Annotated in this window: 11 protein-coding genes; 3 read left to right on the top strand and 8 right to left on the bottom strand. The window is 43.2% G+C overall.

Going from position 1 to position 13,200, the window contains the following annotated elements; all coding sequences use genetic code 11:
• Nucleotides 1-198: 198 nt before the first annotated feature.
• Entirely contained in the window at nucleotides 199-486 is a 288-nt protein-coding gene (locus A3EU_RS35385) for an HNH endonuclease (RefSeq protein WP_020536506.1), read from the bottom strand.
• Between the two features lie 978 nt (nucleotides 487-1,464).
• Nucleotides 1,465-2,160, bottom strand: coding sequence for a DUF2334 domain-containing protein (locus tag A3EU_RS0112460; RefSeq protein ID WP_020536504.1), 696 nt, complete (start codon nucleotides 2,158-2,160; stop codon nucleotides 1,465-1,467).
• Between the two features lie 244 nt (nucleotides 2,161-2,404).
• Here A3EU_RS0112460 and A3EU_RS30280 point away from each other — a divergent pair, with 244 nt between their 5' ends.
• The 3 genes from A3EU_RS30280 (at nucleotide 2,405) to A3EU_RS0112445 (ending at nucleotide 7,489) form a co-directional block, all read left to right on the top strand.
• On the top strand, nucleotides 2,405-3,190 hold the full coding sequence (locus tag A3EU_RS30280; protein WP_020536503.1) for a DUF1295 domain-containing protein: 786 nt from the start codon (nucleotides 2,405-2,407) through the stop codon (nucleotides 3,188-3,190).
• A 253-nt stretch (nucleotides 3,191-3,443) separates the two neighbouring features.
• Nucleotides 3,444-5,549: a T9SS type A sorting domain-containing protein gene (locus A3EU_RS35010; protein WP_020536502.1), complete on the top strand. Its 2,106-nt coding sequence runs from the start codon at nucleotides 3,444-3,446 to the stop codon at nucleotides 5,547-5,549.
• Between the two features lie 305 nt (nucleotides 5,550-5,854).
• A complete protein-coding gene (locus tag A3EU_RS0112445) occupies nucleotides 5,855-7,489 on the top strand; it encodes an ABC-F family ATP-binding cassette domain-containing protein (protein WP_020536501.1) in 1,635 nt (544 codons plus the stop codon).
• A 174-nt stretch (nucleotides 7,490-7,663) separates the two neighbouring features.
• On the opposite strand, the gene A3EU_RS0112440 is transcribed toward A3EU_RS0112445, so the two are convergent.
• The 6 genes from A3EU_RS0112440 to A3EU_RS0112410 all read right to left on the bottom strand — a co-directional run bounded on the left by A3EU_RS0112440 (nucleotide 7,664) and on the right by A3EU_RS0112410 (nucleotide 13,191).
• Nucleotides 7,664-8,065 carry a hypothetical protein gene (locus tag A3EU_RS0112440; RefSeq protein ID WP_020536500.1) on the bottom strand — a complete coding sequence of 134 codons (402 nt, stop codon included), beginning with the start codon at nucleotides 8,063-8,065 and terminating at the stop codon, nucleotides 7,664-7,666.
• A 205-nt stretch (nucleotides 8,066-8,270) separates the two neighbouring features.
• A complete protein-coding gene (locus A3EU_RS0112435; protein ID WP_020536499.1) occupies nucleotides 8,271-8,708 on the bottom strand; it encodes a hypothetical protein in 438 nt (145 codons plus the stop codon).
• A gap of 128 nt (nucleotides 8,709-8,836) precedes the next feature.
• On the bottom strand, nucleotides 8,837-9,298 hold the full coding sequence (locus tag A3EU_RS0112430) for a hypothetical protein (protein ID WP_020536498.1): 462 nt from the start codon (nucleotides 9,296-9,298) through the stop codon (nucleotides 8,837-8,839).
• Nucleotides 9,299-9,854: 556 nt separating this feature from the next.
• Nucleotides 9,855-10,130 carry a hypothetical protein gene (locus tag A3EU_RS0112420; protein WP_156825744.1) on the bottom strand — a complete coding sequence of 92 codons (276 nt, stop codon included), beginning with the start codon at nucleotides 10,128-10,130 and terminating at the stop codon, nucleotides 9,855-9,857.
• Between the two features lie 316 nt (nucleotides 10,131-10,446).
• On the bottom strand, nucleotides 10,447-11,046 hold the full coding sequence (locus tag A3EU_RS0112415) for a hypothetical protein (RefSeq protein WP_020536495.1): 600 nt from the start codon (nucleotides 11,044-11,046) through the stop codon (nucleotides 10,447-10,449).
• 156 nt (nucleotides 11,047-11,202) lie between these two features.
• Complete coding sequence (locus A3EU_RS0112410) at nucleotides 11,203-13,191, bottom strand: hypothetical protein (protein WP_020536494.1); 1,989 nt, start codon at nucleotides 13,189-13,191, stop codon at nucleotides 11,203-11,205.
• Between the last annotated feature and the right edge of the window lie 9 nt (nucleotides 13,192-13,200).

Genomic DNA, 13,200 nt, shown 5'->3' with positions numbered 1-13,200 from the left:
AGCCTCGTAGTCACGGATCAGCGAACGTATTTTCTGGCCGTCAGCTTGGGCAGGGTTGTTGTTTTGGAGCAATCCTGTTTTTGTATCTCACCGGCGGCTCCCATTGGGCAGTTGCTATTGGGAAAAACAGTAGGGGAGGAGATTGTCTTTAATGGCAGGAAGGAGGAGGTTTTGGAGGTTTGGTAGGTAAGTACTTCATCACCGCTTCAACTTCTTATTCTTCTGATAAAAGTTGATATCCTTCTTAGCGACCCAGTGGATGAATTTACGCATTTCTTCGTGTTCCCTCAGCTTCGCGGGGGTATGGAACTCATCCCTAAGTTCTTTTTCCGTGAAGACCGAGTGTATTTTTTGATGGCAGATATTGTGGATCAAAATAGTATCGGTATGCTTCCCTCCTCGGGATTTTGGAATGAGGTGGTGTTTAGAAACGCGCTTGCTGTTTCCCAGCGGTCGTTGACAAATCAGACAGTGTTGGTCGTCCATTACAAAATACGTGTGGTAGTTTTTTTTGAAATCAACTGGATCAACGTTTTTCTGTAAACAGAGAGTTCCCTTAATAGCACAGGATCAGTAGGTTTCTGTTTGTAACTTACTTACGGTGTTTTCGATTTTTTGATGAAGCTGCTCTATTTCTTCTGAATAGTCATTAGTGNTATAGTTGATGGCTGTTCTAAACAGTTCGAAAAGTTCAATTTGTAATGTGCAATACTCGCTCAATAGTGCATTTCGCTGGGCCAATTCAGCAGGGAGGTTCTCTATTTGATTGGTCGTTTCTACTATTTTTAGGTTGTCTTTCCAGCTGGGAATAGTCCTGTTGTCCAATTCTTGTATCAGTGAGTAATCGGAATTGGTTTCAAGATGGTCATAAAACTCAAAGGCTTTCGATTCATTCACGTTGAATTTTTCCATCTGAATATCGTATTGAGCGTATGCTGGGTTGGACGTTTCGTAAAATGTATATCCAAACAATGCACCGATAATGAGCAGCATACACAGAAAGCCTATGCCCGCTGCTCTCCAACTGGACATGAATTCATGATCATTGGCCTTGTGTTGATTGAGTGCTTCCCCTTGAATTTTTTCAACAATGAAATAAATTATAGCCGTATAAATGGCAGGTATAATTTGATTTGGAATTTTTGACATCAGGTGGTCAGGAACCATAAATATGCCACCAAATAGCAATATCGTAGCGATGATGCCAATGATTAAAGCTGTTTTGCCATCGTCTTCTTTCCCTAATTCGATGTAGTTATGACGAACCAATATCCCCGCAGCGAGCGGGCCACCCAAAAATGTCGCGCCACCAATCGCAGCTTGAGAGTAAAGCTTTATGTCTTGCTGATTATCATTTAGTTGTTCCATTATAGCGCTTATTTTTTGAGAGAGCTGATATAATAAACATCAGAGAAAAGAGAACTGCTCCGTATCTCCATGAAGGTAGGTCGAATTAGCGTTTTTTCAAAATAGACGCTGCTTCAGATAGTATTCATAAGGCGTTACAAATGTTACCCCCTCCTCTACTAGAAAAAGGATGATTCTTTTAAATTCTTCAAAGCGATTTTCGTCCTCCGCCCAGCTCCGAGGGTGCCCCTGAATAACCAGTAAAGGTTCGTTTTTGAACTGTTCGTAGCCTGCTTTGAATTGTTCAAAATCTGGTTGATGAACAGGGTACTCAATATTTACTTCCGCAATTCTGGGGAGCAAACACTTGTCAGTAGGCTCGTCGGTTTCCTTGTACATCCAAACTTTCAATGCGGGAATTTCTGCCAAGGCGCTAGCCGTATACTCGTCGGTAGAATTATAAGGTGCGCCGAAAGAGCGGAGGGTAATACCTAGCTTTTCTTGCGCTAGCTGTTGGGTCTTTAGCAGACTTTCGGTTTGTGCCGCCAGGTCTTCTCCTCGGTATTCTCTGATTTCAACATCCCCTTCTTTATGGCGGCAATGGCAAAAACCGTGATGCCAGATTTCATAACCCTCAATATGGCGTTCTTTTATCCAATTGAAATAGGTAGCATCTCCTTCCTCTAAAGAATTTCCTACAATGCCTATAGTGCCTTTTACCTCCATGCTGTCAAGAAAGTCTACCACTTTTATCCAACCGGGGTGAACCAAGCCTTCTTCAAACCACAGGTCGTCTAATTTTAAAATAACCATTGGCTTTGCTGGAGGAGTCAGACTACTTTTTGTGGTGTTACAATTGGTCAATAAGAGCATTGTTATTGCGACAATAAAAGGAGTTCGTATACACATAAGGTCTTCTTGTTAAGAACAAAGGGGAATTTTACGGAAGAAACATTTTTTTGTACAGTATAGGGTACTCCGGCTAATGTTTTTTTAAAATGGATGATCTTTAATGGGTTCATACTGTTAGAGCATTTACCACACGTAAAAACAACAAATGCTGTCGAATCCCATTACTTTAAGTCTTCTTATCTCTCTAGCCATCAATGTCTTGGTGTTCATCTTCGCATATAGATACCAAACAGATAAGCTTACAGATCTTACGTACAGCGCTACTTTTTTGCTGATTACGCTTATGTTTCTTTTATGGATCGGCGATACGAGTAACCCTTACCGCTTGCTCATTGCAACAATGCCCATCCTGTGGTCTATCCGACTAGGGAGCTACCTTTTCAAAAGAGTTTTGACGAAAGGAAAGGATCACCGTTTCGATGAAATGCGCCCGGTATGGTGGCGATTTGGTAGTTTTTGGATTATTCAAGGGGTCAGTGTTTGGGTGATTTTGTTGCCGGTAGTGGTAGCGCTTAGCGCTACGAAAGCGCAATTGGACGAGGCTTTTTTGTCGAGAAGTTTACCCGTCGGAGTTGCCATTTTCGTCTTTGGCCTATTGATAGAGACCATTGCTGATGCCCAAAAGTTCAAGTTCAGGACCACACCAGGCAATGAGGGCAAGTTTATGTCAGAGGGCTTGTTTAGTATCGTGCGTTTCCCAAATTATGCTGGAGAAATTTTGGTGTGGTTGGGTGTTTTTATTGCATGTATTCCGGTACTCGATGGCTTGGAATGGGCCACTGTTATTAGCCCTGTCTGGATAACGGCCCTTCTCTTGGGGCTTAGTGGTATCCCGATGTTGGAAAAGTCGAATGAAGAAAAATATGGCCATCTAGCGTCCTTTCAAGATTATCAAGCGAGCACTGCAAAGCTAATTCCGGGTATCTATTAGCCCGTTTTTTATAAATGCTATATCCTTTTCTCTGAACCTAGGGTGCCTAACCTGATGGTCAAGGAGTGTGATGCTTTTGAGCCTGTATTTACCACCCACGCTCTAGCTCCCTCTCTTCCTTTCTATCCATGAATTCCAGTAGTTTTCACCTACCGGAATTACCGGATACCCCCAGCCTTAGGGAAGTGTAACTTTGCGGAGGACACCTCAATGGTCATCCTTCAGTATTATACAATCACAAAACCCTATGCTTATGCGTTACCTTTACCTGCTATTCATTTTTAGCTTCCTTGCTGGCCCCATATCGGCCCAAGTGCTCGTCGAGCCTCTCACTCCTTTTGATTTTGCGACCAACTTCCGTGATGTCTACGTCGACGATAGTGGCAATGGCTGGGCCGTTGGTACCTGCAACGTGCTGGCGCGCACAACTAATAATGGCGACGACTGGGAATTCCTCGCTGCGCCAGAAGGGCTGGACTTTGACGTAGTCGCCTGTGAGCCAGGTACCGATTGCCAGACAGTGTTTTTAGGCATAGATGGCTTTGTATTTCGTAGTACCGACGGTGGCGAAAACTGGACTTCTACAGAAATAGAGTATAGCTCTGGCCGCGAATTTCATTTCCTTGAGGGGGATGTTATTATGCTTTCGCACAATGAATCAGGCTACTTACGGAGTACTGATGGTGGCGATACCTGGACGGCAACACAGCTAGACTTTTACTACCGAGATCGTCTACATTTTCCAACCCCCACCACGGGGTACCTTTATCAGCAGGGCGGCCCATTGCTAAAAAGTACGGACGCCGGGGCTACCTGGGATTCGATCTATCAGTTTGAAAGTAGCGCCTACTATGGTTCCTGGTTGACGGAAGATATTGGCTTTATGTATGATCAGAGTCGCCATATTTTCAAGTCTACTGATGGCGGAAGCAATTGGACATTAGTGACGGATACTGGCGTACCAAGCAATATCCGTTACCTGGAAGCACTTTCCGAAACACACCTGGTCGCTTATGTTTTTCCTAGCAGTATTTTTAGTTCTATGGATGGAGGAGTGACTTGGTCGAACAACGAAGGTGTTGGGCAAAGTCTCGAAAATGGCCAGTTTGGCCTGCGGTTTGAAGGCATTCACCGTTTGGGCAACAGTTTCTGGCTGGCCAGCTGGGGAACAGAAATTTTATATTCTACAGATGCACTGGAAACCGCAACCAGCCAATTTCCAGCTCCACGACCCAGCCTCGAAAAAGTAGCTTTCCCAACAGACGATGTAGGCTACGCCCTACAGGAACGGGTAGGCATGATGAAAACCACTGATGGTGGTAATAACTGGACCCAGGTTACGAATGATTTCTTTACGGTAAGCCGCGACTTTCTGGTATTGGATGAAGAAACCGTTATCATTCCTTACAACAGCTCGGGCCCGCAAATCACAGAAGATGGCGGAGATACGTGGTCGGCTCTCTTTCCGGAGGATATTCAAGACACCACTTACGTATTTCACATTGAGCAGTTACCTGGTGGGCGGCTCTATCTTTATGGCTCTGTACACGGCGCTTATTCAGATGATGGCGGAGATACCTGGGATGTTGTGTACCACGGACTGGGTGGTTTCCCGCGTAGTATGTTGTTTGTAGATGACCAAAACGGTTTTGTAGGCTCTGATGGAGGCCGGATCAACGCTACGACCGACGGTGGCCAAACCTGGACGCAGATTATAGACGGCGACTTTTCGACACAACCCATTGCCAACTTGTTCGCATTGAACAGTACCACCATCATGAATACCGTCAGCGGCACAACGCGCTGTTCTTCGGATGGCGGCCTCACCTGGAGCACCGATGCTTGTGGTGGCGTAACAGCCCCTGGAGAGGTCATTGTCGGCCCCGATGGTACCTACTATTCTGGCCGTCTTTTCCCCTCTCAGCAAGATTTATTGACCAACCTCCAACGTTCCTTGGATGGTGGCCTAACCTGGGAGTCGATTGCCGGATTCTGTACCTATGCGATTCCTGGTGCGGTAACGCCAAATAACCGTTATCTCTACGTTTACCAGTCGGCAGGCTTCCTCGGGCGCGTAGATTTAGATGCCATCGTAAGCACCGAAACGCCAGCAGACATTACCGCAGCCAAGGTTTACCCCAATCCTACCAGCGGTTTGCTACAGGTAGAATTGCCAGAACAGGCAAGCACTGCGCACCTGAGCCTTTATAACCTTCAAGGCCAGTTGGTTCAACAACAAGCAGCCAGTTCCAATACAGCAAGCATGGATTTATCTAATCTGCCCGCTGGCATGTACCTGCTCCGCGTGCAAGGTGAAGGCTGGCTCCAAAGCGCCCGCGTGATGGTGAGTAATCGTTAGATTTGTTTGGGGTCATGCCTGTAGGGGCGTTTGCATCGCAAGCGCCCCTACGGCCTCTATCCTCCGCTTGGGCGGAGGTGTCCGCAAGACGGGTGGGCAGCCCTCTGAGCCCTGGAACAAGAATCTTCACAAGGACTATAAAGCCCGCCCTGGTAACGAAGTTGCCAAGGCGGGCTTTCTTTATATTCTTAGGTGCCTTAAGTGGTTCAAAAAACACCCATCCTATTCAAGGAAACTTCCATAAAAACCCTTACCTTTGCGCCCTCAAAATCAAGGGATTGCCCTTGGTGGAAACCTCAAGAAGCATGATCACAGTAAGCGATTTGGCGCTCCAGTATGGTAAGCGTGTTTTATTCAAGGATGTAGATATCAAGTTTAACCAGGGCAACTGCTATGGTGTTATCGGTGCCAATGGTGCGGGTAAGTCTACGTTTTTGAAGATCCTTTCCGGCGAAATTGATGCCAATCGCGGGCACATTGCCTTCGAGCCCGGCAACAGAATGGCCGTATTGAAGCAGGATCACTTTGCTTACGAAAGCGAGCAAGTCCTCAATGTCGTCATCATGGGCTACCAGGAGATGTACGATATCATGCAAGAGAAAGACGCCATCTACATGAACCCAGACGCTACTGAAGCCGAAGGCATGAAGGCGGCAGAGCTGGAGAACCGCTTTGGTGAAATGGGCGGCTGGAACGCAGAAAGCGACGCAGCCGAACTGCTCAGTAACATGGGCATCAAGGAAGACCTGCACTACCAGAACATGTCGGACCTGAGTGGGTCGGAAAAAGTGAAGGTACTGCTGGCACAAGCCCTCTTCGGTAACCCCGATATGCTCCTCCTCGATGAGCCTACCAACGACCTGGACGCAAATACCATCACTTGGCTTGCCGACTTCCTGGCCGATTTCAAGAACATGGTGATCGTCGTTTCTCACGACCGTTATTTCCTGGATATGGTGTGTACCCACATTGTGGATATTGATTACCAAAAGGTCAATATCTACACCGGTAACTACACCTTCTGGTACGAATCCAGTAAGCTGAAAGCGGCACAAATTGCCAATAAGAACAAAAAGACCGAGACCAAGCGTCAGGAAATGATGGAATTTATCCAGCGTTTCTCAGCCAATGCTTCCAAGTCGCGCCAAGCCACTTCGCGTAAGAAGGCATTGGAAAAACTCAACATGGAGGACATCAAGCCTTCCAGCCGTAAATATCCGTTTATCAGCTTCCAGCCCGAGCGTGAACCTGGCGACCAAATCCTGCGGGTAGAAAACCTTAGCAAGAAAGACGAGAATGGTGACTTGCTTTTCAGCAATGTTTCTTTTACGATCAACCAGGGTGAGAAGATTACCTTATTGGGGCATGATAGCTCCGCAATCACCGCCTTGTACGAAATCCTGGCGGGCGAACTAGCGCCAGATAGTGGTGTAGTAGAATATGGTCAGACCATCACTTCTTCGTATGNGCCCAATGAAAACCAGCGCTACTTTGCTGGCGACCAAGACCTTGATTTGATCAACTGGTTACGTCAGTATTCTGAAAACAAGGAAGAACAATTTATCCGTGGCTTCCTGGGCCGGATGCTTTTCTCTGGCGAAGAAGTGTACAAGATGTCCAGCGTATTGTCTGGTGGCGAAAAGGTGCGCTGTATGATGTCGAAAGCGATGTTGGCTCACCCCAACTTCGTCCTCCTCGATGAACCTACGAACCACCTTGACCTGGAGTCGATCACCTCCCTCAATGAAGCCATGCGCGACTTCAAAGGCAACATGATCTTCACCTCTCATGACCACCAGCTAACGCAAACGGTAGCCAACCGCATCATCGAAATCACCCCCCACGGCATCATCGACAGCCTCATGGATTTTGATGATTATCTCAAATCAGAAAATGCCCAGGAGCAGCGCGAGAAACTGTTGGGTAAGGCCATGGCGTAAATCTTAGCTGTTTTTTGAACCACATAAGGCACCTAAGGACACCTAAGATTTTTTATTTTTTTACCACATAGGCAGATAGATAAAACCTTATGTGGCTCATGTGGTGAAAAAAATCTAGCCAGGTACGCTAAGCGGGGATGGTATATAGCACATAGTCACATAGGCTTTTACAATTCAAGGTTTATCTCCATAAAAAGTGACGGTCACCTGGATTTCATTATCAGCGCAATTTTCCTCTGTTGAAAAGAACTCGACCCCAAGGTCCTTCTCATACCAGTCTCCATCAAAAATAATTTCATTAACCCGCCCCTCTTTTAGTTGTATTGGCTGGCTATACCTTTTGGAGCCCTGCAAAATTTGTACCTGTCTGTCACAAGACAGATCTCCTTTGATGCTTACTTTAGCACGATAAATATAACGATCAGACGAATGAAGGGTGATGATTTTCTCTTCATTCCCGAATGCAATCCTCGTTTTTACGGTTTCTTGTTGTGAAAAATAAAGGATACTACCGGTTATTAGTGCCAGTAAAAGGATGCCGATAAGGATCTTGCCAATTAGTTTTAGGCTGTTCATGTAAAACGGTTTTTATTAGCTAAAACGGATATAATAAAGAAGAAACCCCACGATTTTTATTAGTGAAATCATGGGGTTTTCTACAAAAGTCAGATAAATCAATCTTTTCAGCTATTTATTGACTCTTTCTAAGTTAAAGTCAGGCTGGATTTTGGCTAAGGCCAAATTCGGGATGACTCATGTTGATTATTGGCAGTGTCTTTTGTTATGTCTTACCAAGTAATTCATACAAAAAAATGACTCTTTTCAAGATGTCTAAATTACTTGGCATTTTTCCTATATTATCACTTTTGTTAAAACTAACAAAATCGATATTATTGCTAATGAAATCCTTTTCCATCAGTAATAAGGAAGGAATAAGTTTTTCTTTTAAAAGAGTATGCCATTCAGGATCTATATATACAAAAACTTGATCCCTGCTGTATAGTTTACTATTTAAATACGCTTCTAAAGAAGAAACAAACAGCCTAAAAGTATCTAAAGTACTTCTTGAGAAAACAGGAGTAAAAGAACTTTCTTTAAAGTAGTTATACTCATTAAAGATTGAATCTAATAGTGAGGAGTACATACTCTTGTGACTCAGTAGTAAAGTACAATCAAAATGGAAGGTCTTTGAAAAATTTATTTCTTGTTCTTCTATCATGCTCTTTTATTTTATGGAAAGAAAATGTCAAGCAGGTCATCTGTTATTTCCGACAAAGGAATGTGTGTGTCCAATTCAAAGTTTGGGTTTTGAATTCCTCCAGGAAGTGTTGATATGGTAAAAAAAAATCACAACCTTTTTCTCACCATCCCGTATAGCTTGACAAAGAGCACCGAGAAAACGAAATAGTACACCAAGGCTCCTAGTAGAGAGGTACCCATTACGTAAAGGCTTTTTGGAGCGGAGAAAATACCTTTTAGAAAGGCCAATAGCTCCGAACCCCCAGTGTAATTAATCCACATGGACAAAATCATTGCCAAATAAAAAACGGGGATAAAGATTTTCACCATTTTAAAGAACAGTATCCTAATAGAAAAATCTTCGACCCTGGCCTTGTTCCACAGAATGAAAAAGGCATTTAGTATCACGACAAATATTGAAATATAAGCCATGAAAAAGTAGCCCCCGAGTAGGTCATCCGAGATGATATTTAATGAGCTTACCGGAAGGTAAATAATCATATAGGTTACGATGGACAGTACGATACTGTAGCCAGCCAGTTGTAGGTAGTGAAGGGTTTGGTTCTTCATAATTAAAATATATTGTTTCTCGCTAAAAGTCTAGCGACTTAACCTGCCGCGCAGGTAGATCCCAAAAATCAATGGAACTAGCTCTTATTGCTGTGACGGGATAAAGTGTAGTAAGCCCCTTATCTACCTTGACCAAGAAATAGTAATCATCAATGACCTTTAATTGCACCTCTTCAGGGAAGGAGGGCAAAGGGTCAATCAACGCAGGCCTTTTGAGGCGGTGGTAGTAAATTGGCCTACTTTCAGGGAGTTCCGTGATGTCCATCTGGATGACCAAATCTGAGGTTCTTGAGAAGACCATCCGCAAGTCCTCCGCTAGGATCGTATCGCTCCCCTGATACTTGATCTTCGTTTCGGTGATAACCTCCCCCGNATGGGTATAGAGAGTACCAGTCTCTTCCGCCGAGTCGATATTGATCAAGCCGATTTCTATGTATGAAATTGTGAAATAGTCTGGTACGTAGTAAATGTATAGTCCATCCATAGTGTTAATGCAGTTTGCCCAAATGAGCAGAAGTAGGTAGTTCATGGTTGTGGTTTGACTCCAATTTTGAGTTTATCGAGGAGGATATCCAATTGATGTACTGAAGAGTTCGATTTTATCTAAGGAGGTACTGTTATTGTCAACATTGATTTCGAATGTAAGCGTTCCAAAAATGTTTTCGACAACAGATTGAAACTCACACTGGAAAGTTCCTGTGCTTGTAGTCCACAAGCTGTCAGGAATTACGATGCCAAGTTCTCCATCTACCAAAGTACATTGGTTTTTCGCCGGATTAAATGGTTGATAAGTTATATCCAGTTCAGGTAACTGCTTGTTTATTTGCTCCAATATTAGTTTGAGATTAGGATATGGATGATTCGAAATAAGAACAACTTTTTTGTAACATGAGCTCATGTTCTTTTTCGTAATATTCATTAACAATGTAGCTTATAGCATTTGCAATAATTGATGGGCTATTACAGGGAGTTATGTTTACAAGTAATGCGAATAAAATGACTGCCATGATTACTTATGGTTTGTGAGATGTATTAGAGGGGGAGTGAAAAAAGCATATGTCTGATAATGAAAATGATATGCAATATAACAGTTGCAAGCTATAAGCGTAGTTAAAATAAGGCTTTAAGCGTATTCCATTTTGCTAGGTTCAATTGCCAATAGAAGCTGTTTTTTGCTTAACTCGGCTGATAGCTGAAACTATTTTGGGGTGAAGATTTATTACTTCTTCAATACCGATAATTTCGAATATTAAGATTGGTGAGTGGTGAGTCGTTTCTTCTAGTTTTAATCGAAATTTATTAAACTCAGTAAAGCTATCTGTTCCAAAATAGGGGATGAATTTGATGATGTTTTCGTTGTGTAAATATTTCCTCAATAGGGGCACGTCACTCATGTAGACCTGTGATTGAAGTACTGCTTTGCCTTGGTTGTTAAGATAGTTGGTCATCTCATGGGACTGCGAATAAATTTCACACTCGTAGTCGAGAAGCGTTTCTGCTCCTCTTGGAACAGGAGTGTCCAATAGGCGCATGGTTTTTTCCTTATTTGTTTCCAAGAGTGCTACCATAGAAACAATACTATCCCCCTCAAACTTAAAGGATTTTTCAGTGTCCATATCTAAGACAGAAATTATGTCAGGTTCTTCCGTCAGCTCGTTGGAGTAATAAGCAACGACAATGAAATTTCCTTGAATGGAAACAGTGTAAAAACCAATCAAGAGCTTAATAGTAACAATCAGGGTATTCATTTTTTTTGATTTTGTTCAATTGTTTAAAAGACAAAAAATAAGTGTAACAGCTTTTGGTGATAATCTTTGCTAAGAAACTTACTACAATGAGATTGGGTAGGAATATCAAAAGAAAGTTGTTACACTTATTTTTTTATAAAGTAATTGAAATGCTTATTATTCACATCCGAAAAACTGTTCATCAAGCCATTCGAAGAATCCTTCATTCCATAGTGCAGATGAAGGAGTGGCCAAGCAATCTGCTGCCTCACAGTTAGTCATAACTCCATATCCACAATCAGTTAGAGCCATTTTGATTCTAAATGTTTCCTTAAAAAGTCTTATCATAGCTTCATCGGTCATACTGTAATCAGGTGATTCTGCAAATGCAAATCCCACAATGGTTGCAGCTGCATTAGCAGCCCATGCAGCACAATCAGCTGCTTTACCTGCTGAAATTACTTCTCCTGAATATCGTACTCTAGGAAGAGTGAAATGTCCACAAAAGAAGTCAGTATTAGAGTGCAAGCCTCCGAAATTTTTTGAAAGATACAAATTGTCTAGGCATGCAATCTGCCCTGCACCGCTGGTTTGGGGGATAAAATTAAATGAAAAACATTCAAGTGTTCTATCAAAAAAAACAGCAGTCTCAGATGGAGGATTTTCATGGTCATATCTTGAGGAAAAGAGCTCTGCAGTTTTTGTGATCACCCACTCCTCAAAAGCCTCTTGATCCGTACATTCAGGATTTCCTCCTGAAGTCAAAATAGCCAATCTTTCCTCTTTGGTCAGCGTGATGCCATAAGTGGCCAGGAAATCCAGCAGCGCATTACGACATTCTTCATCTATGAGGTTTTCGTCTTCGGGGGTGTAATCATCCAGTTCGTTGGTAGGCGTACAGTCTGCCGGGTCTGCGATGACTGCGGTAAACAATTCTGGGTTGTTGTACTGAAACTCAGCCCAGGTCAATATAAGCCCCTCGTAAGAAGAAATCGCTTCAAACTCATTGAATCCGGGTTGATTGGGTAGGATACAATCCTCGAGATAAGCCATCCAAATTGCACAGAAATCATAATCAGGATGCAATTGCGATGGGTTGTCGGGGCCGGTGTCAAAGATGTCATTTACTCCTTCACAAAACCTTAATCGGACGTATTCTTCCTGCCAGGTGGGGTGGAAATCTTCGTTTCCGCCGCCACCGCCACCGCCACCGCCGATCATAATACCAAAATCAGCGGGGTCTTGCCAACACCATACCCAGACATCAAAGCATTCTACTTCTAAATCAATAGCAGGGCGATATCCAGATAAAACGCCAGAAATATCGCCACCTATCCCTGTTGCTAAATAGAAGGCTAAACGATCATTGTAATAACGTTGTAGTTCTAGGTAATCTTCGGAGCTAATACCACTTGGACCTGTATTGTTGTAACCTTCGCTTTGTAGGTAGGTGGTAAGTTCATCAATTGTAAAGCCATCAAACTGATCATCAATTGTTCCGTATACGCCATAGTTTTCATCCATATAATCCCCTACAAGTGTTCTGGCATCTAATCCTTCAAGGCCACCTGTAATATACACGCATATGTGTTCAAAAGAACCACCCTGACAAGAAGAGCCTTCTCCTTCTCCTCCAAAAAAGACATCCATATCGGGAGGGGACAAATTTTCGGTAGCAATGCCACTCTTTAAATCGGTGAGCAAGAAATTTCGATAAGCGAATTCTTCGTCTTTGCTTATTTCAGAGAATGCATTTGCACTGATCTTAGTCTCTACTTCCGTTCGATCAATAAATTGTATCCGCTTGTCACTTCCCGCTGAATAGTAGAGAAACATTCCATTAGACGTACCTCCATTGGGCGATTGTACCGGAATGGCTAGTAGTTTTCCTACTCCGGGGGTGACATACTCTATGGTTTTCGACCAAGCGATATAACCATATTGTTCGTAAAAAGTATCGTAAAACCCAGTGCGATCTTGTAGGTCGAGTAAGTCTTCGTAAAAAGCATTTACTAAATCGGCATCTCTGTCAGCAATGGGTGTTGATCGGAATGAGACCGTTTGGTTTCCTGATAAGGATTCTTCAGGAAGGGGAGTCAAGTCTTCTTTTTGGCAACTTAGGATGACTAAAAGCATCATTACCAAAGCATAATTAAAAGTTTTCATTGGCGCGTT

This window comes from Lewinella cohaerens DSM 23179, assembly GCF_000379805.1.
Taxonomy (GTDB): domain Bacteria; phylum Bacteroidota; class Bacteroidia; order Chitinophagales; family Saprospiraceae; genus Lewinella; species Lewinella cohaerens.
This window is presented reverse-complemented; position numbering and strand designations above follow the sequence as displayed.